The sequence below is a fragment of the Stappia indica genome (assembly GCF_009789575.1).
Classification (GTDB): Bacteria; Pseudomonadota; Alphaproteobacteria; order Rhizobiales; family Stappiaceae; genus Stappia; species Stappia indica_A.
This window is the reverse complement of record NZ_CP046908.1, coordinates 3,715,819-3,740,927: the sequence shown is the minus strand read 5'-3', so window position 1 is coordinate 3,740,927 and position 25,109 is coordinate 3,715,819. Positions and strand designations below refer to the sequence as shown.

Annotated in this window: 23 protein-coding genes and 1 riboswitch; of the genes, 5 read left to right on the top strand and 18 right to left on the bottom strand. The window is 67.6% G+C overall.

The window, feature by feature from the left end; translation table 11 throughout:
• Position 1 precedes the first annotated feature (1 nt).
• The 16 genes from thiS to GH266_RS17400 form a co-directional block, all read right to left on the bottom strand.
• Entirely contained in the window at positions 2 to 199 is a 198-nt protein-coding gene (thiS, locus tag GH266_RS17475; protein WP_097175695.1) for a sulfur carrier protein ThiS, read from the bottom strand.
• Positions 168 to 1,178 (bottom strand): glycine oxidase ThiO, encoded by a 1,011-nt coding sequence (thiO, locus tag GH266_RS17470; RefSeq protein ID WP_158194963.1) that lies wholly within the window; start codon positions 1,176 to 1,178, stop codon positions 168 to 170. The genes thiS and thiO overlap by 32 nt, the downstream gene beginning before the upstream one ends.
• Positions 1,175 to 1,978 (bottom strand): bifunctional hydroxymethylpyrimidine kinase/phosphomethylpyrimidine kinase, encoded by an 804-nt coding sequence (gene thiD, locus GH266_RS17465; RefSeq protein ID WP_158196279.1) that lies wholly within the window; start codon positions 1,976 to 1,978, stop codon positions 1,175 to 1,177. The genes thiO and thiD overlap by 4 nt, the downstream gene beginning before the upstream one ends.
• A 207-nt stretch (positions 1,979 to 2,185) precedes the next feature.
• Positions 2,186 to 2,289: riboswitch (TPP riboswitch) on the bottom strand.
• Positions 2,290 to 2,335: 46 nt separating this feature from the next.
• Positions 2,336 to 3,676 (bottom strand): HlyD family type I secretion periplasmic adaptor subunit, encoded by a 1,341-nt coding sequence (locus GH266_RS17460; protein ID WP_158194962.1) that lies wholly within the window; start codon positions 3,674 to 3,676, stop codon positions 2,336 to 2,338.
• 1 nt (position 3,677) lies between these two features.
• Positions 3,678 to 5,408, bottom strand: a complete 1,731-nt coding sequence (locus GH266_RS17455) for a type I secretion system permease/ATPase (RefSeq protein WP_342354279.1) — start codon at positions 5,406 to 5,408, stop codon at positions 3,678 to 3,680.
• Between the two features lie 115 nt (positions 5,409 to 5,523).
• Positions 5,524 to 8,556, bottom strand: coding sequence for an AMP-binding protein (locus GH266_RS17450; protein ID WP_158194961.1), 3,033 nt, complete (start codon positions 8,554 to 8,556; stop codon positions 5,524 to 5,526).
• Positions 8,557 to 8,858: 302 nt separating this feature from the next.
• Positions 8,859 to 9,755, bottom strand: coding sequence for a Pnap_2097 family protein (locus GH266_RS17445; protein WP_158194960.1), 897 nt, complete (start codon positions 9,753 to 9,755; stop codon positions 8,859 to 8,861).
• Between the two features lie 92 nt (positions 9,756 to 9,847).
• Complete coding sequence (locus tag GH266_RS17440; RefSeq protein ID WP_158194959.1) at positions 9,848 to 10,657, bottom strand: class II aldolase/adducin family protein; 810 nt, start codon at positions 10,655 to 10,657, stop codon at positions 9,848 to 9,850.
• A gap of 63 nt (positions 10,658 to 10,720) precedes the next feature.
• Positions 10,721 to 11,746, bottom strand: coding sequence for a TauD/TfdA family dioxygenase (locus tag GH266_RS17435; RefSeq protein ID WP_158194958.1), 1,026 nt, complete (start codon positions 11,744 to 11,746; stop codon positions 10,721 to 10,723).
• 38 nt (positions 11,747 to 11,784) lie between these two features.
• Positions 11,785 to 12,210, bottom strand: a complete 426-nt coding sequence (locus tag GH266_RS17430; RefSeq protein WP_158194957.1) for a PaaI family thioesterase — start codon at positions 12,208 to 12,210, stop codon at positions 11,785 to 11,787.
• 77 nt (positions 12,211 to 12,287) lie between these two features.
• Positions 12,288 to 14,087 (bottom strand): fatty acyl-AMP ligase, encoded by a 1,800-nt coding sequence (locus tag GH266_RS17425; protein ID WP_158194956.1) that lies wholly within the window; start codon positions 14,085 to 14,087, stop codon positions 12,288 to 12,290.
• Positions 14,063 to 14,893, bottom strand: coding sequence for a thioesterase II family protein (locus tag GH266_RS17420; protein WP_158194955.1), 831 nt, complete (start codon positions 14,891 to 14,893; stop codon positions 14,063 to 14,065). Before GH266_RS17420 ends, GH266_RS17425 begins: the two co-directional genes overlap by 25 nt.
• Complete coding sequence (locus GH266_RS17415) at positions 14,890 to 16,182, bottom strand: cytochrome P450 (RefSeq protein ID WP_158194954.1); 1,293 nt, start codon at positions 16,180 to 16,182, stop codon at positions 14,890 to 14,892. Before GH266_RS17415 ends, GH266_RS17420 begins: the two co-directional genes overlap by 4 nt.
• A 129-nt stretch (positions 16,183 to 16,311) precedes the next feature.
• Positions 16,312 to 17,199: an SAM-dependent methyltransferase gene (locus GH266_RS17410; protein ID WP_158194953.1), complete on the bottom strand. Its 888-nt coding sequence runs from the start codon at positions 17,197 to 17,199 to the stop codon at positions 16,312 to 16,314.
• Between the two features lie 11 nt (positions 17,200 to 17,210).
• A complete protein-coding gene (locus GH266_RS17405) occupies positions 17,211 to 17,498 on the bottom strand; it encodes an acyl carrier protein (protein WP_067220260.1) in 288 nt (95 codons plus the stop codon).
• A 37-nt stretch (positions 17,499 to 17,535) separates the two neighbouring features.
• Positions 17,536 to 18,402 carry an acyl-CoA desaturase gene (locus tag GH266_RS17400; RefSeq protein ID WP_199270361.1) on the bottom strand — a complete coding sequence of 289 codons (867 nt, stop codon included), beginning with the start codon at positions 18,400 to 18,402 and terminating at the stop codon, positions 17,536 to 17,538.
• Positions 18,403 to 18,979: 577 nt separating this feature from the next.
• Here GH266_RS17400 and GH266_RS17395 point away from each other — a divergent pair.
• Positions 18,980 to 19,627: a LysE family translocator gene (locus tag GH266_RS17395; protein WP_158194952.1), complete on the top strand. Its 648-nt coding sequence runs from the start codon at positions 18,980 to 18,982 to the stop codon at positions 19,625 to 19,627.
• Positions 19,628 to 19,747: 120 nt separating this feature from the next.
• Here GH266_RS17395 and GH266_RS17390 read toward each other — a convergent pair whose 3' ends face one another.
• The gene (locus GH266_RS17390; protein WP_158194951.1) at positions 19,748 to 20,362 is read right to left on the bottom strand and encodes a glutathione S-transferase family protein; all 615 of its coding nucleotides are present in this window, start codon (positions 20,360 to 20,362) and stop codon (positions 19,748 to 19,750) included.
• Between the two features lie 20 nt (positions 20,363 to 20,382).
• Positions 20,383 to 21,126 carry a GntR family transcriptional regulator gene (locus GH266_RS17385; RefSeq protein WP_158194950.1) on the bottom strand — a complete coding sequence of 248 codons (744 nt, stop codon included), beginning with the start codon at positions 21,124 to 21,126 and terminating at the stop codon, positions 20,383 to 20,385.
• Positions 21,127 to 21,267: 141 nt separating this feature from the next.
• Here GH266_RS17385 and GH266_RS17380 point away from each other — a divergent pair, with 141 nt between their 5' ends.
• The 4 genes from GH266_RS17380 to GH266_RS17365 all read left to right on the top strand — a co-directional run bounded on the left by GH266_RS17380 (position 21,268) and on the right by GH266_RS17365 (position 25,059).
• Entirely contained in the window at positions 21,268 to 22,026 is a 759-nt protein-coding gene (locus GH266_RS17380) for an SDR family NAD(P)-dependent oxidoreductase (protein WP_158194949.1), read from the top strand.
• 2 nt (positions 22,027 to 22,028) lie between these two features.
• Positions 22,029 to 22,553: a TRAP transporter small permease subunit gene (locus tag GH266_RS17375; protein ID WP_209001478.1), complete on the top strand. Its 525-nt coding sequence runs from the start codon at positions 22,029 to 22,031 to the stop codon at positions 22,551 to 22,553.
• 10 nt (positions 22,554 to 22,563) lie between these two features.
• Positions 22,564 to 23,868, top strand: a complete 1,305-nt coding sequence (locus GH266_RS17370) for a TRAP transporter large permease (RefSeq protein WP_158194947.1) — start codon at positions 22,564 to 22,566, stop codon at positions 23,866 to 23,868.
• Between the two features lie 69 nt (positions 23,869 to 23,937).
• The gene (locus GH266_RS17365; protein ID WP_158194946.1) at positions 23,938 to 25,059 is read left to right on the top strand and encodes a C4-dicarboxylate TRAP transporter substrate-binding protein; all 1,122 of its coding nucleotides are present in this window, start codon (positions 23,938 to 23,940) and stop codon (positions 25,057 to 25,059) included.
• Positions 25,060 to 25,109 lie beyond the last annotated feature (50 nt).

The window sequence follows — 25,109 nt, the reverse complement described above, 5'->3', positions numbered from 1 at the left end:
GTCAGCCTCCCTGCATGGGGGCGAGGATCTCGACCCGGTCGCCGTCGCGCACCTGCGTGTCGGCGCGCTCCTCTGCGGGGACGAAATCGCCGTTGAGGGCGGTGGCGACGATGGCGTCGCCATAGTCGAGCGCCTCGAGGATCGCGGCCAGCGACCCCGGCGCAAGCTCAAGCGGAGCGCCGTTGACGGTTATGGCCATGGAAGAACTCCGGTTCGGTTTCAGGATGGAGAAGCAGATCGGCCGCCTGCTGCGCCAGCGCGGGCGAAAGCAGGTAGCCGTGCCGATAGGTGCCGTTGGCCCGCAGGATGCGGCCGTCGCGCAGGAGCCTCGGCAGGTTGTCGGGGAAGGCCGGGCGCGCATCGACGCCGGTTTCCAGGATCTCGGCCTCGGCGAAGGCGGGGTTGAGCGTGTAGGCGGAGCCGAGCAGCTCCATCATCGAGCGGGCGGTGATGCGCCAGCGTTCGCCGCTTTCGATCATGGTGGCACCGACCATGAAGACGCCCTCGCCGCGCGGCACCACATAGAGCGGAATGCGCGGATGCAGCAGGCGCACAGGCCGGGACAGCGCGACGTCCGGCGCGTGCAGCACCAGCATCTCGCCCTTGACGCCGCGCAGCTCCGGCACGTCGGCCGCAGCCCCGAGCCCGCGGCAGTCGACCACCCGGTCGCCCGGCGCATCCTGCGGCAGCATGTCCGTGCCAAAGCGCAGGTCGGCGCCCAGCCCCTGCAGCCGGGCGACGAGATCGGCCAGCGCCCGGCGCGGATCGAGATGTCCTTCGCCGGCAAAGAACAGGCCTTGGCGGAAGCGCCCCGCAAGGTCCGGCTCCAGCTCGGCGATGCGCTCGCCGTCGACCGCCTCGTGGCACTCAGTCATGCGGGCGAAGCGGCGCAGGTCCGCCGTGTCGCGCGGCGGGGCGACGACGAGGCTGCCGTTGAGCACGACACCGCCGACGCGCTGCGACCACCAGGAGATGGCGTCGCGGCCGAGCCGCACCACCGGCTCCTCGGCGCTCTCGCCCTCGCACCAGGGGGCGAGCATGCCGCCCGCCCACCAGGAGCAGGAGGCCGGGCCCGGCGCCTCGGCACGTTCGAACAGCGTCACCTCCTGTCCGCGCTCGGCAAGCACGGTGGCAACGCAAAGACCGACGACGCCGCCGCCGATGACGGAGATCTTCATCGTGCCTCCTCCCGCCACAGGGCGTGGAAGTGGTGCACCGGACCATGCCCGGAGCCGACGCGCAGCGTGTCGGCGGCGGAAATCGCCGCATGCAGCCAGTCATGCGCCTCGGCGACGGCCGCCGCGAGCGGCAGCCCCCTGGCAAGACCCGCGGCGATGGCCGAGGAGAGCGTGCAGCCGGTGCCGTGGGTGTTGCGTGTCTCGATCCGCGGCGAGGTGAAGGCGAGCGGCGGCTCGCCGGCGACGAGCAGCAGGTCGGTGCACTGCGCCCCTTCGCCGTGCCCGCCCTTCATCAAGACCGCGCCGGAGCCGAGCGCCAGCAGCGCGCGCCCCTGCCTTTCCGCCTCCACCACCTCGCGCACCGGCGCCTCGCCGAGCAGGCTCGCGGCTTCCGGCAGGTTGGGCGTGATCAGCGCCGCGCGCGGCAGCAGCTGCTCCTTCAGCGCGGCGATGGCCTCCTCGCGCAGCAGCTTGGCGCCGGACTTGGCGACGATGACCGGATCGACCACCACCGGACCCGAATAATCGGCCAGTGCGGCGGCGACGCAGGCGACGATCTCCGGCGAGGACAGCATGCCGATCTTCACCGCGCCGACATCGAGATCATCGAGAACGGCGGCGATCTGGCCTGCGACCACGTCGAGCGGGATGTCGTGGATATGCGTCACCGCGCGGGTATTCTGCGCCGTGATCGCCGTGATCGCGCTGGCGCCGTAGACGCCGAGCGCGGAAAAGGTCTTGAGATCCGCCTGAATGCCGGCACCGCCGCTGCTGTCCGAGCCGGCGATGGTCAGCGCGATGGCCGGGCCCCTGCCCGATCTGCCCGATCTGGCCGTTCCGCCCGCGGCGTAGTCCGGTTTCGTGTCCCTGGCCACGGTATCCCCGCTCCTGCCGGGCGCGCCTTCGGCAAGAAGGTGACGCGCTGCGTGAAAGGCACGATCCGGACTGCGGTTTCGGGGAGACGGATGGCCGCGTCAGTGTTGCGGCAGAGCCCGGCCTTGCGGCCGTTCGGGCTTGCATTCGTTCCCTACGCCGGCATGACCCGGATCAGGTTCAGTGGGTTGACGCGTGTCGCGTCTCTCAGCCGGTGAAGGCACCCCAACGAATTTTGCGGCACGATAGGAGGGTCGGGAGGGAACGTCAAGCGGAGGTGAGACTTACCGCTCGCGCAGGGCGTGGGCGATCTGGTCGGTGACCGGGCGAACCAGATAGGAGAGCACCGTACGGTCTTCAGTGGTGATGAAGGCTTCCGCCGGCATGCCGGGCACCAGGAGCTCGCCGTCGAGGCGCGACAGTTCCTCGTTCGGAATGACGAGACGGACGACGAAATAACGGGCGCCGGTCACGTTGTCCCGAGCAAGGTCGGCCGAGATGGTCTGTACGCGGGCGGCAAGCTCCGGCGTCGTGCGCTGGTCGAAACCGGGGAAGCGCACGCGCGCCTCCTGCCCCGGCACGATCTGCGAGATGTCGCGCGGTTGCACCTGCGCCTCGATCACCAGCAGGTCGCCCTGCGGCACGATCAGCATCAAGGTCTCGCCCTGACCGACCACGCCGCCGATGGTGTGCACGGCAAGCTGGTGGACCGTGCCGGCCTGCGGACTGCGCACCTCGACACGGCGCAGCTGGTCCTCGGCGGCGATCTTCTGCTCCTCCAGCCGGGCGATGCGGGCGCGGGTGTCCTGCAACTGCTCCAGAACCTCGGCGCGGGACTGCTCGTCGATCTGCAGCATCAGAATCCGCCGCTCGCTGATCGCCTCGTTGACCTCGGCGATCTTGGCCAGGAGACCGCCATGCTCGCCCTTGAGCCGGGTGCGGTCCCGCTGCAGGGCGGTGACGCGGCCGCGCGACACGAGCCGCTTTTCGAGAAGCGCGGTGAGGTCCTTCAGCTCGTCCTCGATCAGGGCGATCTCCTCGCCCTTGGCGGAAAGCTGCGCGTCCAGCCCCTCGATCTGCCGGCGATACTGGACGATCTGCTCGCCCAGCTGGTCCTTGCGGCCGGAGACGGACTTGCGCCGCGCGTCCATCAGGCTTTTCTGGCTGTCCTCGACCAGTGCCAGCTGCTCGGTATCGACAAGCTCGCGGGCGCGGTCGTTGAAGGCGATCTCCTCGCTCTCGTCGCGCTCGGCGACGAGGCGCGCTTCCTGGGCGTAGAGATCGACGAGCTGGCGCGTCACGACGGCCAGGTTGGCACGGGTCACCGTGTCGTCCAGGCGCACGAGAAGGTCGCCGGCGGCCACGCGGTCGCCGTTCTGCACGGCGATCTCGCGGACGATGCCGCCTTCCTGGTGCTGGATGCGGCGCACGTTGCTTTCCACCACCACGGTGGCGGGTGCGACGACCGCGCCGGAAATGCGCGCCATCGCCGCCCAGCCGCCGAAGCCGCCGAGCAGCAGCACCGCAACCAGCAGCGAGGCGAGCAGGTGGCGGCGGACGCTTCGGGTCAGCTGACGGTCGATGGAGGGCGCGGCGCGGCGCCCGTCGGCTTCGCGGCGGGTCATGTCACGCCACTCCCGACTGCGGCACCGGCGCGACCACGCGCTTCAGCACCTCGTCCTTCGGACCGAAGGCCGCCATGCGCCCGTCGCGCAGGCACAGCACCTTGTCGACGGCGGAGATGGCGCTCGGCCGATGCGCGATGACCACGACGATGCAGCCCGCATTGCGCATTTCGCGGATCGCCCGCGTCAACGCGGCCTCGCCGTCGGAATCGAGGTTCGAGTTGGGCTCGTCCAGCACCACCAGGAACGGCTTGCGGAACAGGGCGCGGGCAAGGGCGATGCGCTGCTGCTGCCCGCCCGACAGGACCATGCCTTCCGACCCGATCAGCGTGTTGTAGCCGTCCGGCAGGCCAGTTGCGAAATCGTGGATATCGGCCATGCGAGCCGCCTCGATCACCGCTTCCGCCTCCGCATCCGGGTCGAAGCGGGCGATGTTTTCCGCCACCGTGCCGTCGAACAGCTGCACGTCCTGCGGCAGGTAACCGATGATCCGGCCACGGCGGGCGGGCGCCCATTGCGACAGCTCCGCCCCGTCGAGACGGACCGAGCCGTGCAGCGGCGGCACCAGGCCGACAAGGGCGCGGGCCAGCGTCGACTTGCCCGATCCGGACGGGCCGATGATGCCGAGCCCGTCGCCGGCGGAAAGCTCCAGCGCAACGCCCTGCACCACCGGGCGCGGCACGCCGGCCGGGCCGCAGGCCAGCTGCTCGACCGTCAGGGAGCGCTGCGGCAACGGCAACTCCAGGCGCTCGACGTCCGGCTCCGACAGCTGGGCGAACACCTCGCGCAGACGCCGGCGACCGAGACGGGCGGCCGCAAAGGGGCGCCACTGGGCGACCGCCTGCTCCACCGGGGCCAGCGCGCGGGAGGTGAGAATGGATCCGGCGATGACGACGCCGGGCGTGACCTCGCCCAGAATGGCGAGCCAGGCCCCAAGGCCCAGCACCGCCGACTGCAGCAGGAAGCGGACGGTCTTGATCCCCGTGGCGAAGAAGCCGGACCAGTCCTGCGCCCGGCGCTGCACGTCGAGGAAGGCCTCGTTCTCGCGCTCCCAGCGCTGCACCAGGGGACCGTCCATCGCCATGGCGCCCAGCGCCTCGGCATTGCGGCGGCCGGCCTCTTCCACCGACGCCCGCCGGCTGGCGGCGCGGGCAGCTTCCGCCGCCGGCTTGCGGGAGGTCGCCTCGTTGAGGCCGATCAGGATGCAGATCAGCACCGCACCGCCGATGGCGAGCCAGCCGAGCAGCGGATGAAACAGGAAGAGCAGGGCGAAATAGACCGGCATCCACGGCAGGTCGAAGATCGCCGCCGGGCCGGGGCCGGACATGAAGGTGCGGACGGCATCGAGATCCTGCACCGGGCGCAGTTTCGCTGCTCCAGCGCCCATGCGCAGCGGCAGCCGGGACGAGATGGCGAAAGCAAGACCGGACAGCTGTGCATCGATGCGCTGGCCGATCCGCGAGAGAATGCGCGAGCGCAGGCCCTCCAGGAGGCCGAAGACGGCATAGAGGAGAAGGGCGAAGGCGCTGATCACCAGGAGGGTCGGGACGGAGCCGCTGGCCAGGACCCGGTCATAGACCTGCAGCATGTAGACCGGACCGGTCAGCATCAGGAGGTTGACCAAGAGGCTGACCAGCGCCACGCCGAAAAGCGCGGAGCGCACTGCACGGAAAACCCGGTCCACCACCGTGGCGCCTGCCGGCGCCTGCGTCATCGACTTGTCCTTGCGCAAGATCCCGTCCCAGTCCGCATATCTGCCGCACCCGACATCGTGGTCGCATGCCACGCTAGCTGCCGGAAAACTAGCACTTTCTCGCTGCGGACGGGCTTATTTTTTGGCCACTGACCTAGGAACACTGCAGCGCACGGCGGCCGATCTCCGCTGCCGCAAAGGTCTCCCGGGCGCCCTCCGCCAGTTCCTGCAGGATCGTTTCGCGCATATGCGCGGCGATGGCGCGGATATCGGCGTCGGAAAAGGCCTTCGAGCGGTAGAGGAACCGCAGCACGCAGCCATCGCTATAGGTGCGGGCGAAGACCAGCGCCTCATGCGGCAGCGAGGCCCGGACGACCTGCGGAATCGCGTCGAGGGACAGGCCGGCCGGCATCGCCTCGCTGACATCGTAGCCGTCGAGCGCGAAGCTGACGCCCGTGACCGGGTGGACATGCTCGTCGTCCGGCTCGCCGACCAGTCGCGCAAGATCGCGGAAGCACACGTCCTGGTGCTCGCGGGCGGCCTCCAGCATGCGCGACAGGCCGGCGACGATGGCCGGAGTGCCCTGCCCCGCCCCGTCGATGCGCAGCGGCACGGCGCTGAACAGCAGGCCCAGCGTGTCGAGCAGTTCCGGGCGGTAGCGCCCGTGGATGGTGACCCGGATGATCAGGTCCGATGCGCCGGAATGGGCCGCCATCGCCCGGTAGAAATGCGCCATCAGATAGGGAAAGACGCTGGCGTTGAGCGCGCGGGCATGGGCCAGCAGCGCGTCGTGATCGACGCCGAGCGGCACGGTGAGCATGCGCGCCGACAGGTTCTTCCGGTCGGGTCCGGAGACGAAGCGCGGCATCGGCGGCGCGCCCGCGATATGCGCATGCCAGAAGGCGGCGGCGCGGGCACGGCTCTCGCCGGTCTCGGCGGCGATGGCCGAGCGGAACGGCCCGCGCACCGGCACCGGCGCACCGGCCAGCGCATCCTCGATGTCGCGGCGGATATATTCGCGCGACATGCCGTCGCTGATGAGGTGATGCATGGACAGAATGAGGCGGCCGGCGCCCGACGGGCTGGTCAGCAGCAGGATCCGGAAGGGACGCTCGCCGTCGAGATCGAAGGTCCGCTCGCCGAAAAGGGTGGACCGCCGGTCGAACTCGGCATCGTCCGCCTCGATTTCCTCGAAGTCCCCGGGGCCGAAGCCTCCGGACACCAGAGCCTGGAGCAGCGTGTCGCCCTCGCGGCGGAAGCGCAGGTGGAAGCAGTCGTTGAGTTCGATCAGCCGCAGCAACACGCGCTTCAGCCGCTCGGCCTCGGCCGCGCGGAACGGCATCTGCAGGATCATGTTGATGGCGGCGCCGAAGATGTCCTTGCAGAAGATGTCGAAGATCGTCTGCTGGCGGCTGGTGAGCGGCCGGTAGGTCCCTTCCGCCGCTTCCGGCGAGGCGGGGGCGCCGCCCTTGTCCGCGTTTGCCCCCGTCCGGCGCAGGCGTCCGCCATTGGCGAGGAACCAGGCCGCGATGGCGCGCGGCGTGCCGGCCTCGTAGAAGCGCGGCTGGGGAATGGCGATGCCGAAGGCCGTCTCCAGCTGCAAGGCGATCAGGCCGAACATCAGCGAATTGCCGCCCAGGCCGATGAAATCCGTATCGAGGCCGCAGGGCCGGCGCAGCACCTGCGAGATCACCTGCTGGACATGCCGCTCTGCCGGATCGCCGTGAAGGGCCTCGCCAGGATCCGCCTGCCCTTCGGCAAGCAAGGCTGCCGCATCCGCAGCAAGGGCCTTGCGGTCCACCTTGCCGTTGAGGGTCACCGGAAAGCTGGCACGATGCGTGTAGAGCGAGGGCATCACCGCCGGGTGCAGGGCATCGGACAGCTGCTCGCGCAAGGCCGGCTCCCGGTCCGGCGCGCCCTGCCAGAACAGGGCAAGCGTCTCGCCCGGCGCCTCGGGCGGCGACAGCTTGACGGCAACCGCGCGCGTGACGCCCTCGCAGGCCTCGGCAAGGCGTTCCACCTCGCCGGCCTCGATGCGGATGCCGTTGATCTTCATCTGGGTGTCGAGGCGGCCGAGCAGGAAGAGATCCCCGCCGACGACCTCGCCCCGGTCTCCCGTGCGATAGGCATACCAGCCGGGCCGGACCTGCGGAAACGGATCGGCGCCACCGTCGCGGCGCCGGTAGCCGTTGGTCAGGTAGGGCGAGGCCAGCACGATCTCGCCATTTTCGGCAAGCTCGAACGTCACGTCGTCGCCGACGGGACGGCCCACGGGATAGAGCGCGCCGCGCGTCGGGCAGTCGTCGTCGATCCGGCGGCAGAACTTCGCCATCGTGCCCTCGGAGGGGCCATAGAGATTGTAGACGCGCCCGGCATAGCGGCAGCGCAGGGCCGCGACGAGCGGCACCGTCAAAGGTTCGCCGGCAAAGAACAGAGCGCGGACGTCCAGGTGCGGCAGATCGCCGGAGGCGAGCCAGGCCGAGACGATGGAGGGCACGACATGGGCGATGTCGATCCGCTCTGCCGTCAGCCACTGCCAGCCCGAAGCGATGTTGAACCCGGCCTCGGCATCGGGAATGACCAGCGTGCCGCCGGTCACCAGCGGCAGCAGCAGATCGCGATACATCACGTCGAAGGACAGCGGCGTCAGCCAGGAGACGCGCGGCGCCTCGCAGAAGCTGCCGACGAGGCCCGACTGCCAGGCCATGAAATGGTCGAGGCCCTCCATCGTGCCTTCGATGGCCTTGGGCTCGCCGGTGGTGCCGGAGGTGAAGGCGATATAGGCGGCCTGACGCGGGAGGCGCGGCGCGATGCAGCCCGCGGGATCGGGCTGCGGCACCTTGCCGTCGAGATCGGCGACGATCCCGGCGATGTCGCGCTGGTCGCTCAAGGTGTCGCACCAAGCGAGAAGCGCCTGCTGGCGGGCGAGCGGCAGGCGCCCGTCGACCGGAACGGCGACATCGCCCGAGGCCATTGCGCCGAGAATGCCGACGCCGGCCTCTATCGAGGGGCGTCCGTTGATCCCGACAAGTCCGGGTGCGGGACGGGAGAGGCCCTGGCGGCCGGCCCTGCGGATCGCCTCGTAGAGACCGGCATAGGTCAGCCGGCGCGGCCCCTCCTCCATCGCGACGCGGTCGCCATGATCGAAGGCGAGTTCCTCGATCCGCCGCAACACCGAATATGTCATGCCCGCCTCCCGATGGCCGCAACCAACCCTTCGCCAGAACGAGAGAAAGCTCGATGCAAAACGGCATCAGATCGGCCTCTTGGCGTCCTGAACGGATTTTTTCTTGAAACTACTTGAGATTACAGATGTTCCGCACTTTTGCAGGATCTGAAGAGGGGTATCACGACAACGTGGCGATGTAAAATATCCGTATCACCAACCGGTATCCACACTCCGTATTTCAGGATATGCAACCCTTGGGCGGGCGCAAGGGACCCTTGCCGGGCGCGCATCGCCCGGTTGTCCATGGTCCGATCAGATGGTCAACAGTCCGGCCGGTCGCTACAGCCGATCTCCTGCCGGGCCGCAACCCGCCGCGATCCGGCAACCTCGACCCGGCTGCGCACGCTCAGGACGTCGGCCATATGCTTGCCGTCGGTAGCCCGGGTCACCCGGCAACGGTGCCGCCAGAGGAGATCACCCCGTTCGAAGTCGACGAGTTCGATGGAGATCGCCTCGCCGGGATCGATGTTGGCGTGATAGGCGACGCTGCGCCAGCGGGTGATCGCATTGCGCGCGAAGTCCGGGTCGACGTTCCATTCGGCCCGGTCGACGAAAGCCGGGACGTTGGCGAAGTAGAGAAAGCCCGCCCCGTTGAAGTCCTGCGAGGGGCAGGGAAAGAACAGCTGCGGCCGGTGGTCGGCGGCAACGATCGTTCCCTCGTCCCAGGCCCACAAAGTGCCGTCGAGGCCCGACAGATCCGACTTGCCGGCTTCGGAGACCGGCGGCAGACCCTGGATCTCGACGCGGACCACCGAGCGGTTCGAGGTCTGGCCGTTGCGGTGCACGAAGACCGAGACCATGCGCACGATGCCGAGCATCGCCCCGCCGATGCTCAGACGGTGCTCGCTCTGCACCTGGGTGCGCGACAGGCGGAACAGGCTGGAGCGGATCACCAGCGTGTCGTTTTCCTTGGCCATATCGAAGCGCGCGCCCTCGATCCGCACCGAGCGGAACGCGGCATAGACCATGTGTCCCGCCTCGTCGTAGAAGTCGGGAAAGTCGTATTCCGCCATGCGTGCGAGCTGGATCCAGTGGCGGTGGCCCAGTTCCTTCAGCAGCCAGGCCTCCGAAAGCCCGCTGAAGGCCAGATGCGGCATGCCGAGATGGACCCGGTGGGTGCTCGCCCAGCCTGTCGCCCGCTCCCGGTGGGACGCCATCCCTGGCCCGGACCGGGGCCGGTTTCTCTCTTGCAGTGTCACGGGACATGATCCTCCGCGATTTCGGGGTCGGCAGGCCGGCGGGACGCCGCCTATTCGAGCCGGTCGGTTCCCGTATCCCTGGCCCAGAGCGGGCCGCGGTCACGGCGTACCTTGCGCACCATCGCGTCGAAGAGCTTGGCGGCGAACGCATCGCCCGCGACGAGCTCCTCGGCCGCTGCCGCGCTGCGCAGACGCACTTCGTCGGTGAGCGGGGTATTGGCGCCGGGCAGCATGCCCGCCTGGCACTGGATTTCGGCCGCGCGCTGCGCGTTGTAGAGCAGCCAGAAGGTGCGCGGCACGTCGCGCTCGCCGACCGCGATGCCGTGGTTGCGCAGCACCAGGACGCTCTTGTCGCCAAGGCTCGCGACCATGCGCGGGCGCTCGTCGGCAAAGACCGTCACCCCCTCGAAGGCGTGATAGCCGACCCGGCCGAAGAGCTGCGCCCCGTAGAAGTCGTCATAGGTGAAACCGCCTTCCTTCAGCGCGATGGCGGAGATCGGCGTCGTGTGCGTGTGGGCGATGCAATGGATGTCGTCGCGCGCCTCGTGGATCGCCCCGTGCAGGGCAAAGCCCGTCCGGTTGGCCGGATAGTCCGACGGCTCGACCAGATTGCCCTCGACGTCGACCTTCACCAGGTTATCCGGCGTGATCTCCTCGTAGTGCAGCCCGAAGGGATTGACGAGGTAGTGGCGGTCGGGACCGGGCACGCGCAGCGAGATGTGGTTGAAGATCATCTCGGTCCAGCCGAGATAGGCGACGAGATGGTAGAACTCGGCAAGCTGGACGCGCATGCGCCGCTCCTCGGCGGCCATCTCGTCCCGCGCCTCGCCGGACTTTGTGCTGGAAACCGTCTTCAGCATGGCTGTCTCCCGTTCGGATGGGGTCGGGTCCGGCGAACACGCCGCCGGGCCTTGGCACGAGTGTCAGTGGGCGTGCTGGATCAGTGCGGTGAGCACGCTGCGGTCGCCGGAGAAGCGCTTGCGGCCATGGGCGACGAGGATGTTGTCGAGGACGAGCACGTCGCCCTTCTGCCACTGCACCGGCGTCTCGTTTTCCAGCAGCACATCGTAGATGTGCAGCACATCCTCGGCCGAGATCTCGGTGCCGTCGCCATAGCGCATGTGGTCGAGAAGCTGCGGCGCCTCCTCCAGCGCCCGCGCCAACCGGTCGGCGGCCTCGGTGCGGCCGTCCAGCCGGGCCCATTTCAGCGCGGAGACGGGCGAGAAGATGTGCACCTGGTTGAACCAGACATCGTCGCCGGAGCGCGGATGCTGCCGGGTGGTCGGGCGCACCTCCTGCCAGAGCTGCATCGACCCGTCGTCCAGCCACTCGTAGCGCCAGCCGGACTTGGCGGCGACCTTCTCGGCCTCCTCGCGCCGGTCGGTGGCGAAGACCTCGTGCCAGGTCTTGGGCACGCCCGGCCGGGAGGCGACCTTCTCCGGCAGCGGCAGGTTGCGGCAGAGTTGCACGCCGCCATGGGTCTCGAAGCGCTCGCGGACCTTCGGGTCGATGGCGCGGGTGATGGCGCGCATGTCGCCGATGGTGGTCTGGCCGCCCTCCTCGGGCGGGCGCTCGCAGAAGAAGGAGATGCGGTCGGGCGAATTGTCCGTGTAGGACATCTCCTGGTGCAGCGGGATCGAGTAGGAGCCGGGGATCTCGGTCGCCGTCATGATGCGGCCGTTGACGACCTTGCGCGGCGAGGTGCCGCCGACATAGTCCATCAGATCGGGCGCGACCACGTCGAGCACCTTCTGATAGTCGCCGGAGGTGTGGACGCAATCGAACCCGCGCAGCAGGACGCCGCCATTCTCGTCGAGCTGGGCGGAAATCCGGTCCTTGACCTCGGCAAGGTAGGCGGCGAGCTCGTCGAGGCTGAAACGGGCGCCGTCGCGCGGCGACCAGACGATGATCGGAACGTCGGGACCGAGAGTGCTTTCAACGTGCTGCATGACGCGAACTCCTGGTTGGGGTGGGTCGGAAGGTCGCCCTAGGGCTTGACCTGGAAGATCGTGGCGAGCGCCGTCGCCACCAGCTTCTTGCGCGCGCCGGCAAGGGCGTAGACATCGGCGCGGCAGACGGCATGGCGGCCGCCGTGGTTGAGCACCTGGCCATGGCCGACGAGGGTCTGGCCGACGGCAGGGGCGAACATGTTCAGCTTGTATTCGGAGGTCACGACATCGCCGGCGACGGAGGCGGCCGCCCAGGCGCAGGCGCTGTCCGCCAGGAACCCGATGATCGCGCCATGGCCGAAGCCGTGATGCTGGGTCAGCTCGCGGCGCATCGGGATGCTGATTTCCACCTCGCCGTGGCGATAGGTGTCGAGGCTCGCCCCGACCCACACAGCGAAAGGCGTCTTGCCGATCACCGCTCCGATCTCGTCGCGCGAAAGAACCGGCTGCTTTTCCTCGGACATGGTCCTTCATTCACCTCGTCAGCGTTGCAAGTCCGCAGAACGGGCGGGCCAGGGCTGCCCGGTTCCGCGTTCGCCTGTCAGTCGTCGCCGCTCGCCGCCCTGGCGGGCTCGACGTCAGAAGCCTGGGACGGCCGGCGGGCAAGGATCGCGAGCGTCTCGTCGAGGTAGCGCTTGCGGGTCTCGGCCCGGCGGATCTTGCCGCTCGACGTCTTGGGGATGGAGCCCGGCTCCAGCAGGACGATCTTGTGGAAGGTGACGTCGGCCTCGCGCAGGATCTCCTGGCGGATCGCCCGCGTTGCCGCGTCGATGTCGATCGACTGGCGGTTGCCCATCCGCACTTCCTGGGCGAGCACCAGCGTCTGGATGCCGCTGTCGGGATCCTCCACCGCGAAGGCGGCGCCGGAATTGGTCTTCAGCCCCGGCCAGGCGCGCTCCGCCACATATTCGATGTCCTGCGGATAGACGTTGTGGCCGCGGACGATGATCAGGTCCTTGTGGCGGCCCGTGACATAGAGCTCGCCGTCCAGCACGAAGCCGAGATCGCCGGTGCGCAGGTAGCGCTCGCCGTCTGCCTCCCCTTCGATGCGGGCGTGGAAGGTGCGCTGCGAGACCTCTTCATTGTCGAAATACCCGAGCGGCACATGCGGGCCGGCGACCCAGATCTCGCCGATCTCGCCGTCGGGCATGGCGGCGAAGGTCTCCGGATCGACGATGCGCAGCGTCTCGTCGCGCAGCGCACGGCCGCAGCCGATCGCCTGCGTCTCGTCCTTCTCCTCGGTCGGCGCAACGGCCGCCCCCCGCGCAAGACCGACGCGGCTGACCGGGCGCAGGATCGGAACCTCGCTGCGGCTGCCGCCGGTGATCAGCAGCGTTGCCTCCGCCATGCCGAAGCACGGGTAGAAGGTCTCAGGGCGGAAGCCGATGCCGGCAAAGGCCTCGGTGAAGCGCTGCAGGGTGCCGGCACGCACCGGCTCGGCGCTGTTGAAGGCGAGCTTCCACGACGACAGGTCGAGGCCTGCATCGATGATCAGGTCGCGGCGCTCGATGCACAGGTCGTAGGCGTAGTTCGGCCCGCCGCTGACCACCGCGCGATAGTCGCTGATCGCCTTCGGCCACAGCCAGGGCCGGTGGGCGAAGAGGTTGGGCGACATCAGGATGCAGAACGTGCCGAGATAGAACGGCTCCAGCACGTTCGCGATCAGCCCCATGTCGTGATAGAGCGGCGCCCAGCCGACATAGGTCGGATTGTCGTCGTTGCCGAAAGCCTCGGCCATCATCTCCAGGTTGGCGGCCAGATTGGCATGGCTGACCATCACGCCGCGCGGCACCGAGGTGGAGCCGGACGTGTACTGGATGAAGGCGAGCTCGTGCGGCAGCGCCTCATGCGGGTCGGCGGTGGGCGCAGGCCCGCCTTCGTCGAGATCGATGGCGATGAAGGTGGCGTTGCGGTAGCTCGGCAGCGGGCTCAGCTGGGCGTGAACGAGCGAAGCCTGGTCGAGATTGCTGAACACGACGGCAGCGGCCGCGTTTTCGGCGATGGCATGCACCGTGTTGCGCAGGCGCGCGCCCTTCAGCGGCACCATCGGCACCGGCACGACGCCGGCGAAATGGCAGGCGAAGAAGGCGACGACGAAGGCAAGGCCGGTCGGGAACATCAGGATCGCCCGGTCGCCGGGGCGTGTGTGCTGCCGCAGCCGCTGGCCATAGATGCGCGCCAGCCGATGCAGCTCGGCATAGGTCAGCGCCTCCTGTTCGACATTCTCCGGGCCGAGATAGAGGAAGGCCCGGTCGTCGGGCCGCGCGGCCGCATAGGTGTCGAGAAGCCCCCACAGGGTGGGAACGCTGACGCTGCTCAGATCGCGGCTCTTGTCGAGCATGGTCTTACCTCCGGAACGGTGATGGGACGGGCGGGCATGCCGGTGGGGTCGAACCCGGCCCAGCGGGCCAGGGTCCTGACAAGGATCGTCTCCAGGCGGCGCGTGCCTTCGGCATCGAAGAAATGCGCGCCCGGCAGCTCGCCGCAGGTGAAATTGCCGGTGGTATGGGCCGACCACTCGATGAGCTCGCGCAGCGACATGATCGGGTCGTCGGAGCCCTTCACCGCCAGCATGGGGCAGTCGAGCGGCGGCTGGCCGGCGTAGCGATAGATGTCGGACAGCTGCAGGTCGGCGCGAATGACGGGCAGCACCTGGCGCAACCAGTCCTCCTTGCCGCGCATATGCGCCGGCACGCCGCCGAGGCGATGGAGCGCGGCAACCAGCTCGTCGTCGGGCAGGCTGAACAGCTCGCCGTGGCTGAGCTCGCAATGGGGCGCGCGCCGGCTGGCGACCACGAGGCCGGCGGGCATCTCCTCGCCGATCAGCCGCAGGAAGCGGGTCAGCTCGAAGGCGATCAGCGCTCCCAAGCTGTGGCCGTAGAAGACGAAAGGCCGCCGGGATCCGGCGCGGGACGTCAGGAAGTTGCGGACGAGGCCGGGAACCAGCGCGCCGGCCCATTTCGGCAGGACATTGCAGGTCTCCGCCGTGCGGCCGGGAAGCTGCACCCGGTGCAGAGCGACCTCCGCGGGAAACTTCGACTGCCAGGCCGCAAAGGAGTGGCGGCTGCCACCGGCATGGTGGAAGACGTAGAGGTCGACCGCTGCCCGCGCGCGATCGCTGGCAAAGATTTCGGCCCGCGCGCTCACGCCGTCCCCCGTTGCCTGGAGAAGCGGATGTCGAGCCGCTCCGGACCGCGCAGGATCAGGCTGTTGGCCTGCCAGCGCCGCTCCGGGTCGACCCGCTCGAAATCGCCGTAGCCGCCCAGCAGCGCCTTGAGGAAGGCATCGCCCTGGACGCGGGCGAGCAGCGCGCCGAGGCAGGAATGCATGCCGAAGCCGAAGCCGATATGGGCAGTGCCCTTGCGGTCGAAGCGCAGTTCGTCGGGGGCCTCGAAGACCTCGCCGTCGCGATTGGCCGAGCCGAGGCAGAGCAGGATCTGCTCGCCGGCGGAAATGTCGATGCCGCCGACGGTGCAATCCTCCACCGCAAGGCGCTTGGTGAACTGCAGCGGCGTCTCGTAGCGCGTGACTTCCTCGATCGCGGCGCGGATCGAGGCCCCGTCGTCGCCCAGCGCCTCGAACTTCTCGCGGTGATCGAGGATCGCATCGACGAGATTGCCGATGAGGCACTGGGTCGTCTCGGTGCCGGCGACGAAGGACATGACGCAGGCGAAGGCGATCTCCTCCTCCGTCAGGCCGGCGCCGTCGACCTGCGCCTCGCACAGGCGGGCGATGATCGTGTCCTTGCCCGACTTGCGGATGCGGGCGGCGTGCTCGCCGAAATAGCTGGTCAGCTCGCGCATGCTGCTCGCCGCCTTCTGGAAGGCGGAGCGGTTCATCATGCCCGGGTCGAGCAGGTAGCGGACGGCATGGACCTTCTCGGCGATGCCGGGGCGGGCCTCGTCATCCACCGCCATCCAGTCGCACAGGATGTCGATGGGCAGCGGCACGGCGATGTCCGCCATGATGTCGCAGCCGCCGCGGGCGGCATGAGCGGCGAGCAGGCGCTCGATCCGGTCGGTCAGCACCGGCAGGAGAGCGGTGATCGCCTCGTTGGAATAGGCCTGGTTGACCAGCCGGCGCAGGCGCATGTGCTCCGGATTGTCGGTGAAGACGATGGAGGTCTGCAGGAAGCGCAGCATCTGGCCGTAGTCCTCGAACCGCAGACGGGCAGCCTGCTTGACCACCGTGTCGGGGATCAGGCGGACGCTGAACTTGCGGCTGCGCATGACCGCGAGCACGTCTTCGTAGCGCGACAGGATCAGCGTGCCCTTGGTGCGCAGGACCGGCGCCTCGCGGCGCAGGCGCGCATAGACCGGATAGGGATCGGCGCGGAACGCGGGATCGAGCGGGTTGAAGACGATGTCCTGGCCGGCCGGCACGCGAGCAGCAGCGCTGCCTGGCTGGGTTTGTGCTGCTGGGGCGGTGACGGTCATGGCACGGTTCCCTGTTGCTGGACGCGGGCAAGACGGAGACAAGGCGGGGGCGTCCGGCGGCACGGCTCGCGCCGCCGGTTGTGTTCGACGCGTGCGGCGGGCCGGCGAAGGACGCCGGCCCGGCTCCACTCACATCCTCGACAGTTCGGAGACGGGGCGATCGGTCGGGCGCAGCGAGATGCGCAGCAGCCCGATCTTGCCCGTGTAGAAGCCGATGGAGGTCTGCTTGAGATAGCGCTCGTAACGCTCGGTGACGGTCTCGCCGACCAGTGCCACCGCCTCGTCGCGCCGCCGGCGCAGGTTGCGCGCCCACGCGTCATAGGTGCGGGCGTAGTGCAGGCGGTGGTTGACCAGGTAGGTCACCTCCATCACCCCGTCCGCCGCCGCGGCGATCTCGTCCAGCCGCGGAAGGTCGGCGGCCGGGAAGATCTCCTCGTTGATGAACTGGCTGGCTTCCTCGTTGCGCATGGTGCCGTAGACGAAGGTCTGCAGCGACATGCGCCCGCCCGGCGTCAGCCACGAGGCACAGGTGGCGAAGAAGTCGCGATAGGTCTCGATCTTCACCTCGCGGCTGTCCTCGGGCTTGGCGAAATGCTCGAAGGCACCGACGGAGATGATGCTGTCATAGGGCCGGTCCGGCTTGTGCTGGGTCCAGCTTTCCAGGCGCACCTCGATCTGCGGAATGCCGAAGCTGCGCACGTTGTCCGCCTGGTCCTCGCTGAGCGTCAGGCCGACGATCCGCTTCAGGCCGGAATGGCTGCTGGCCTTGCGCACCAGCGCGCCCCAGCCGCAGCCGACGTCGAGCAGGGATTCCGCCTTCTCCGCCCGGGCCTCGCGCAGGTGATGGTCGATCTTGCGCTGCTGGGCGGCGGCCAGCGTGTCGTCCTCGCCCTCCCACAGGGCGCTGGAGTAGGTGAGCGACTCGTCGAGCCACAGGCGGTAGAAGTCGCGGCTGACATCGTAGTGGTACTGGACCGCGGCCATCGAGCCGCCGTAGTCGGGCTGTTCCGTCTTCATGGTCTCTGCCTTCATCCTGCCGTGGCGTGCTGGCGCTCGGCCTCACGGGCGACGCCGGTGGCGATGTTGTCGAGCGTTTCCGCCTCGAACAGGATCGCCAGCGGGATCTCCACGCCGAGCCAGGTCTCCAGATCCATCGCCAGCGCCGTGGTCAGGGCGGAGTCGAGACCGAGGGAATCGAGCCCGTCGCTGCCCTTGATGGACGCCTGGTCCATGCCCAGCACATTGGAGATGTAGGTCTTGAGCCAGGCAAACACGGCGGCCTCGTCGACCTTTTCCGCAATCTGAACGTGATCCATGGGAACTCCTCCTCTTCCTGCAAATGCGTGCGTCGGGTCAGGCGCTGCGAATTTCCCGGCGCTTGATCTGCTCGTCCGACGGGACCTTGATGTCCCAGGCCTGACCGAAAAGAGCGAGCAAGCGGATGACCCAGTAACCGGGATCGATGCGGTACCAGGCGAGCCCGAAGGACGCGGAACCGGGGAAGGCGTGGTGGTTGTGGTGCCAGGACTCGCCGAAGATGAAGGGGGCGAGCCAGCTGATGTTGGTGCTCTGGTCGTCGGTGACGAAGCGGCGGCGGCCGATCAGGTGGCAAAGCGAGTTGAGCGCGAAGATGCCCTGCTCGACCACGAACATGCGCACCATGCCGCCCCACAGGAAGCCCGTCAGCGCGCCCATCCAGGACTGGCTCACGAGCCCGCCGATGGCGGTCGGGATCAGCAGGCCGAGCACGATCCAGGTGTAGTAGTGGCGGTTCACCCAGATCATCACCCGGTCCCTGAGCAGGTCCGGCGCGTAATGGACGACGTTGGGATAGGGATGCGCCACCATCCAGGTGAAATGCGCGTGGACGAAGCCCTTGAGCTTGCCCTTGAGTCCGCTGCCATGCAGGTTCGGCGAGTGGAGGTCGCCTTCCTGGTCGCCGAGCTCGTGGTGCCTGCGGTGCATCGCCGTCCAGGAGATCACCCCGCCCTGCCCCGCCATCGAGCCGAAGATGCCGAGAGCCGCGCGAACCGGCGCGGAGGCCTTGAAGCTGCGATGGGTGAAGAGACGGTGATAGCCGATCGAGATCCCCAGACCGCTCAACGTCCAGAAGACGAGGAAGAGCGTCAGGTCGAGAGACGTGATCGGGTGGAAGAACAGCAACACGATCGCGCAGGCGGTGCCGAGGATCGGCAACACGTCGAACAGGAAAAAGTGCATTCTCTGCATCTTGTGCAGGTGCGGACTGTCGATAACCTTCTGGCGCGGCTGCCCTGGCAGTTGCACCTCCTGGAACATCTGATGAGCGATCTGATCGCCTCTGTTCAGCATGACTCTTCCTCCAATCGCAGCCCGCAAGTCGCCGGAACGGACCGTCGGATGACCTGTGCACGCGAAGTATTTATCGCGTAAATACATCGTATTTTGTCGGGAAATCTCTATTTATCACTTGATCACGCTAGCAGCGCGACTGTTTTTGCCGAAATTCTTTAAATATATCATGTGAGTCACTTCAAATATGAAGAGCCAAACCAAGAATTAAAGGGATAATTCCTTGCGTAAATTTATCAATATCGTCATTAATTACGATATTGATTTCTTCTTCCCCGCGAAGAAGTGTTTCACGCGTCAACCGACGAGACACGCGCGCGGATCTCGCGAGAAGGGGAGAAGACGGCAAGGCTACGCGAAACGCGAGCAAGTGAGCTCATGCAATCAAGACTTGCATCACCTGTTGGCGCCCCTGTAAAGGAAGCGCCGCGACCCGCCCCCTCCTTCCTGAGAGCCCTTGCCGATCATGACCTACGACGACGCCAACATGATCTCGGCGTTTCTCATCTATATCGTTGGGGCAGCCAGTCCGGGCCTCGGCAACATGACGATCGCAACGACCGCAATCCGTGAGGGGCGTCCGTCCGGCTTTGCCGTGATGGCCGGCGTGATGGCCGCAGGGCAGACCTGGGCCCTGCTCGCCGCCTTCGGCCTGTCGTCGGTGCTGGTTGCCATGCCGGCGGCGATGATGGCGGTCGGCCTCGCCGGCGGGACCTATCTCGTCTGGCTGGCCTGGAAGACCTTTCGCCAGTGGAAACCGTCGCTGGGGCCGGCCGGCGGACCGGAGGCAGGGCAGACCGGCACGGCAACAGGGCTTTCCGGCCATTTCCGCCGGGGCTTCCTGATCCAGATCCTCAACCCCAAGGCAAGCGTCGGCTGGATCCTGATCATCACCGCCGGCGTGCGGCCGGACTCGCCCTGGTATGCGCCGCTGGTGATCGTGCTGGGCTGCCTCGCCCTGGGGCTGTGCATCTTCTCGGCCTATGTGCTGCTGTTCTCCTCGCGCGTGCTGAAGCGCGAGGAGGTCGCCAATTCGACCGGCTTCCGCTATGCGCTGGCGGCCGTCTACGGCCTGTCGGGCCTGTGGCTGATCCTCGACAGCCTGAAGACCTGACCTCGGGGAGAACACAGTCTGCATCGCGGTCCGCGCGACAACGAAAAAGGGGTGCGGATCGCCACGATCCGCACCCCTTCGCCTGTCGAGACCGGCGGCATACCCGCAGCCGGCGGCGGGTCAGCCCTTCGGCATGGTCGCCTGCATGGACGGACGCTTCGAAACCGTCTCGAACCACGCCGCGATGCCCGGATGGGCGCTGCGCCAGTCCTTGTCGGGGAAGCGGAAGTCGAGATAGCCGAGGGTACAGGCAGCGGCGATCGATCCCATCGACAGCGGTCCCCCCAGATGCGACAGCCAGACCGTCTCGAGCGCATCGAGGCCGCTGTCGATCTTCTCCATCTGGCCGCGATGCCAGTCGTCCCAGTAGAGCGCTTCGGGCCGCATGATCTTCTCGTAGCGCGCGAGAAGCGCTGCATCGAGGATCGCGTCGGCGAGCGCCTCCAGCGTCATCACCGCAAAGCGCTGGTTGCCCTCGGCCGGCACCAGGACCGGCGAGGCGGCCTGCGCGTCGACATAGGCGCAGATCACCCGGCTGTCATAGAGAGCGGATCCGTCGTCCAGCAGCATGGTCGGCACCTTGCCGGACGGGTTGCTGGCGACGATGGTCTTGTCGCGGTTGACCGGGTTTGCCGCCGAACCGAGAAGTTCGATCCGGTCGGCCACGCCCTTTTCATGGGCAACGACCATCACCTTGCGCACATAGGGCGAGGCGGGGGAAAAATAGAGCTTCATCAACACTCTCCAGTGGGTTTTCAGAAATGTCCGGCCTGCGCCTGGCTCGCCTGGCGCAGCGCGGCTTGGGGATCGGCCTCCAGCCGGTCGGCGAGCAGCTGGCCGGCGAATATGACATGTTCGCTCATCAGGTTCTGCGCCCGCGTGCCGTCCCTGTCGCCCAGTGCCTTCAAAATCCGGCGGTGGTCGTCATGCGAGCGGTGGATGACTTCGAAGTCGTCCCACAGGATCACGCGGTCGGAGACGAGCGGCACGTTGTGCGACTGGTGCACGAAACGGCCGATCCAGTGGTTCCCGGCGGCGCCGATGATGGTCTCGTGGAACTCGACATTCATTCGCCGATAGGCCGGCAGTTGCTCCGGGTCGAGGCGGCCGGCCGACAGGATCGCATCGCCCTCGTCGACCAGCGCCTCCATGCGCGCCAGCTGCCCCTGGCTGAGCCCCGCCTCCGCCGCCAGCCGGCAGGCGAGCCCTTCCAGGTTCGCCCGCACGGTAAAAGCCTGCCGGATGTCGGAGACCATGAAGCGGCGGATTCGATAGCCGCGATTGGGCTCGTAGTCGATCAGCCCGTCCTGGGCGAGCCGCGCCAGCGCGGTGCGCAGGGGCGTGCGCGAAACGCCAAGGATTTCCGCAAGCTGGTCCTGATGCAGCCGTTCGCCGGGAGCGAACCTGCCTTCCAGGATCATCTCGCGAATGGCGGTTGCCGCAGCATCCGCGCTGGTGACGTCGGCTGTGGACGCCAGAGCCTGATCGAGTGGTGTCATGGATCCAAAATGACCTGTTTCATGCCCTCTGGCAAGTTCGCCAAACGTCGAATTTATCCAAAACAATCCAAAAACCTCACAAATTCGATTGACAGGCGCCATAATGTATCCAATCCTGAGGGCAAATAAGGGAGGGTACGGATGGCGCTCACAGCGTTCGTCACCGGCGCGGCAGGCGGAATAGGCCGCGCCGTCGCACAGCGGCTTGCCGCGGACGGTTTCTCGATCATTGCCACCGACATGGACGCGGAACGGGCCCGCGAGGTTGCCGCCTCGCTGCCGGGCACCGGCCATGTCGGCCTTGCGCTCGACGTCAGCAGCGAAGAGGCGGTGATCGCCTGTCTTCGCGAGGTCGAGAGCGGCATCGCCCCGATCAATGTGCTCGTGGCCGCGGCCGGCATCCTGATCCTCGACGAGACCGGCCAGCGCCGCCCCCTCACCGAGACCAGCTTCGAGGAATGGGACAAGACGCAGACGATCAACAGCACGGGCACGTTCCTGCTGCTGCGCGAGTACCTGCGCCACCGCACCCGCGCGCCGCTCGGTCATGCCCGTTTCGTCGGCTTTTCCTCCGTTGCGGCCCAGCTCGGCGGCTACCGCTCGAGCTCGGCCTACATCGCCAGCAAGAGCGCGATCCTCGGCCTCATCAAGGCCGGCGCCCGCGAAGCGGCTTCACTTGGCGTGACCGTCAACGCGGTCGCTCCCGGCCTGATCGACGCGCCGATGCTGCGCCTGTCGCTCGACCCGTCCCAGGATGCGGAGATTTCCCGCAACATCCCGATGGGCCGGATCGGCACGCCGGACGACGTCGCCGGAGCCGTGTCCTATCTCGCCGGTCCGGACGGTGCCTATGTGACCGGCGCCACGCTGGACATCAACGGCGGCTACCGGATGCAATGATCATGCTGGAGCGCGCCCTCAACCAGATCGCCGCCCTGCTCGCCGGGCTGGCGGCCCTCGCCCTGCTGGCGATGATGCTGCACGTGACGGCGGACGTCGCCGGCAAGTACTTCCTGAATGCGCCGATCCCGGGCACCGCCGAGGTCGTGGCCAGCTACTACATGATCTCGGTCGTGTTCCTGCCGCTGGCCTGGCTGGAGGTGAAGAACGGCCCGATCGTGGTGGAGCTGTTCTTCGACATGGCGAACCCCGTGGCCCGGCGCGCCATGCTGCTGCTCGGCACTCTGCTGTCGCTTGCCGTCTACGGGCTGATCGCCTGGCTCTCGTGGCAGCCGGCCGTGCATGCCTGGGAAATCGGCGAGATCGTCGAGGGCGCATGGAAGGTCGTCGTCTGGCCGACCAAGTTCCTGCTGCCGCTCGGCCTCGGCCTTGCCTGCCTTGCCCAGTTCACCCGCCTCGTGCTGATCCTGTCCGGCCGCGACGTCCTGCCGGCGAACGATCAGCCCCAGCACGCAGATCCAGTCTGAGGCCCCGATCATGGACCGTCTCGAAATCGGTTTCGTCGGCATCGTCCTGACGCTCGTCCTCATCGGCCTGCGCGTTCCCATCGGCGTCGCCATGGGCGCGGTCGCCGTCGGCGGCATCTTCGCCATGCTCGGCGCGATGCCGGCCATCGGCATCGTCAAGGCCGTTCCCTACGATCTCGTCGGCGACTGGAACCTGTCGGCCGTGCCGATGTTCCTGCTGATGGGCTATATCGCGTCCGGCGCCGGCCTGACCAAGGGCCTGTTCGCCGCCGCCCGCGTGTTCCTCAACCGGGTGCCGGGCGGGCTTGCCTCCGCGACGGTCGCCTCCAGCGCGCTGTTCGCCTCGGCCAGCGGCTCGAGCGTTGCAACCGCCGCCGCCTTCTCGCGCATCGCCATCCCGGAAATGCTGAAGGCCGGCTATGCCCCCTCGCTCGCGGCCGGCTCGGTCGCAGCTGCCGGCACGCTCGGCTCGCTGATCCCGCCGAGCGTCCTGCTGATCGTCTTCGGCCTGATGATGGACGTGTCGATCAGCGAGCTGTTCATCGCCGGCCTCATCCCCGGCCTGCTGTCGGCCGTGATGTTCGTCGGCATGATCTCGCTGCGCACCATGCTCAAGCCCGAGCTGGCGCCGAAGAGCGACGAGGTCTACAGCTGGGCCGAGAAGATCGAGCTGATCAAGGACGTGTGGCCGCTGCCGGTGCTGATCGCCGGCGTGCTCGGCGGCATCTTCACCGGCATCTTCACGGCCACCGAGGCCGGTGCCATCGGCGCGTTCCTCGCCTGCATCATCGCCGCCGCCCGTCGCCAGCTCGACATCCGGGTGATGCGCTGCGCGCTGATCGACACGGCGCTCGGCACCGCCGCGATCTTCATCATCGTCGTCGGCGCGGCCCTGTTCGCCCGCTTCATCGCCCTGTCGACGGTGCCGGTCTGGGTCACCAACTTCTTCGACGGCTACAGCGCGATCACCGTGATCCTGATGATCGGCGCGCTCTATCTCGTGCTCGGCTGCTTCCTGGAAAGCATCTCGATCATGCTGCTGACCCTGCCGGTGCTGGCGCCGATGCTGGCGCTGCTGGGCGTCGACCTGATCTGGTTCGGCATCCTGACCGTCAAGCTGCTGGAGATCGGCCTCGTCACGCCTCCGGTCGGAATGAATGTCTACGTCATCCGATCCAGTCTCGGCAGCACCATACCTCTCGGCCAGATCTTTGCCGGCGTCAGCTGGTTCATCCTGGCCGACTTCATCACGCTGGCCCTGCTGATCGCCTTCCCGGCCATCAGCCTGTGGCTGCCCGCAATCATGGCGAACTGACCCCCGAAAACCTCGTTCGCCTGATCCGATCGGCGCCCGACAAGAGGCGCCGGAACATGGGAGGAAGACATGAAGAAACTGCTCGCCCTTGCGACCCTGACTGCCGGCCTGATGGGCTCGGCCGCCTATGCGGACGTGTACCAGGCCACCAACTGGATGGCGCCGGTCCACATCCTCAACGAGGAGACCTACCAGAAGTTCTCCAAGGACGTTGCGGCCGCGACCGACAGCGCCATCACCTTCGAGGTCTATTCCAGCGGCGCGCTGGTGCCGGCCAAGTCGACCATGCAGGCGATCCGCGACGGCGTCGCCCAGCTCGGCATCGTCTATCCGGGCTACACCCCCTCGGAACTGCCGCTCAACAACGTGCTCAACGATCTCGTCTTCGTCTCCGACGACGATATCGCCTCCGCCTTCGCCTATACCGAAATGGGCATGACCAACGAGCGCATCGTCGGCGAGTGGAAGAAGAACGGCGGCATCTTCGCCGGCGGCTACTCCACCCCGGTCTACAACTTCATCTGCGTCAAGCCGATCCGCGCGGCAGCCGACGCCAAGGGCCTGAAGATCCGCACCGCGGGCGGCGCCCAGACCTCCTGGGTCGAAAACCTCGGCGGCGTGCCGGTCTCCGTGCCGATCGGCGACGTCTACTCGGGCCTCAGCCGCGGCTCCATCGACTGCACCATGTCGGACCCGACCAACCTCGACAAGGGCAACAAGTTCTGGGAAGTCGCGAAGTCCGTGACCACCCTGCCGATGGGCGTGGTGCTCGGCGCCAACTACGTCATCAACCCGGGCTTCTGGCAGGGGCTCGCCCCCGAACAGCGCCGCGTGCTGCTCGACAACATGGCCGTCGGCAATGCCCGCGCGCAGGTCGCCTATCACGTCGGCGTCGCGGCGGCGATGGAGGGCTCCAAGGAGCGCGGCCTCGAGATCATCGAGCCGTCCGAGGACCTGACCTCCAAGCTCAAGGAGTTCCAGACCAACTTCGTCGCAGGCCTGCCGAAGAAGTCCATGGATGACCGCAAGGTCGAGGATCCGACCGACCTCATCGAGGAGTTCCAGGCGCTTCAGACGAAGTGGAAGGGACTGCTTGAGGGCGTCGACCGCACCGATGCGGATGCGCTGGCCAAGATCCTCCAGGACAACCTGTACTCGAAGATCGACGAGAACAGCTTCGGCATGAACTGACGACGCAGCGGCGGGCGCCGGACCTCTCCCCACGGCGCCCGCTGCCTCCC

Excerpts from the sequence above, each read along its gene's own strand:
- thiS (WP_097175695.1), bottom strand. The coding sequence starts at position 199 with ATGGCCATAACCGTCAACGGCGCTCCGCTTGAGCTTGCGCCGGGGTCG.
- thiO (WP_158194963.1), bottom strand. The coding sequence starts at position 1,178 with ATGAAGATCTCCGTCATCGGCGGCGGCGTCGTCGGTCTTTGCGTTGCC.
- GH266_RS17460 (WP_158194962.1), bottom strand. The coding sequence starts at position 3,676 with ATGACCCGCCGCGAAGCCGACGGGCGCCGCGCCGCGCCCTCCATCGAC.
- GH266_RS17450 (WP_158194961.1), bottom strand. The coding sequence starts at position 8,556 with ATGACATATTCGGTGTTGCGGCGGATCGAGGAACTCGCCTTCGATCAT.
- GH266_RS17445 (WP_158194960.1), bottom strand. The coding sequence starts at position 9,755 with ATGGCGTCCCACCGGGAGCGGGCGACAGGCTGGGCGAGCACCCACCGG.
- GH266_RS17440 (WP_158194959.1), bottom strand. The coding sequence starts at position 10,657 with ATGCTGAAGACGGTTTCCAGCACAAAGTCCGGCGAGGCGCGGGACGAG.
- GH266_RS17435 (WP_158194958.1), bottom strand. The coding sequence starts at position 11,746 with ATGCAGCACGTTGAAAGCACTCTCGGTCCCGACGTTCCGATCATCGTC.
- GH266_RS17430 (WP_158194957.1), bottom strand. The coding sequence starts at position 12,210 with ATGTCCGAGGAAAAGCAGCCGGTTCTTTCGCGCGACGAGATCGGAGCG.
- GH266_RS17425 (WP_158194956.1), bottom strand. The coding sequence starts at position 14,087 with ATGCTCGACAAGAGCCGCGATCTGAGCAGCGTCAGCGTTCCCACCCTG.
- GH266_RS17415 (WP_158194954.1), bottom strand. The coding sequence starts at position 16,182 with ATGACCGTCACCGCCCCAGCAGCACAAACCCAGCCAGGCAGCGCTGCT.
- GH266_RS17410 (WP_158194953.1), bottom strand. The coding sequence starts at position 17,199 with ATGAAGACGGAACAGCCCGACTACGGCGGCTCGATGGCCGCGGTCCAG.
- GH266_RS17405 (WP_067220260.1), bottom strand. The coding sequence starts at position 17,498 with ATGGATCACGTTCAGATTGCGGAAAAGGTCGACGAGGCCGCCGTGTTT.
- GH266_RS17400 (WP_199270361.1), bottom strand. The coding sequence starts at position 18,402 with ATGCACTTTTTCCTGTTCGACGTGTTGCCGATCCTCGGCACCGCCTGC.
- GH266_RS17395 (WP_158194952.1), top strand. The coding sequence starts at position 18,980 with ATGACCTACGACGACGCCAACATGATCTCGGCGTTTCTCATCTATATC.
- GH266_RS17390 (WP_158194951.1), bottom strand. The coding sequence starts at position 20,362 with ATGAAGCTCTATTTTTCCCCCGCCTCGCCCTATGTGCGCAAGGTGATG.
- GH266_RS17385 (WP_158194950.1), bottom strand. The coding sequence starts at position 21,126 with ATGACACCACTCGATCAGGCTCTGGCGTCCACAGCCGACGTCACCAGC.
- GH266_RS17380 (WP_158194949.1), top strand. The coding sequence starts at position 21,268 with ATGGCGCTCACAGCGTTCGTCACCGGCGCGGCAGGCGGAATAGGCCGC.
- GH266_RS17375 (WP_209001478.1), top strand. The coding sequence starts at position 22,029 with ATGCTGGAGCGCGCCCTCAACCAGATCGCCGCCCTGCTCGCCGGGCTG.
- GH266_RS17370 (WP_158194947.1), top strand. The coding sequence starts at position 22,564 with ATGGACCGTCTCGAAATCGGTTTCGTCGGCATCGTCCTGACGCTCGTC.
- GH266_RS17365 (WP_158194946.1), top strand. The coding sequence starts at position 23,938 with ATGAAGAAACTGCTCGCCCTTGCGACCCTGACTGCCGGCCTGATGGGC.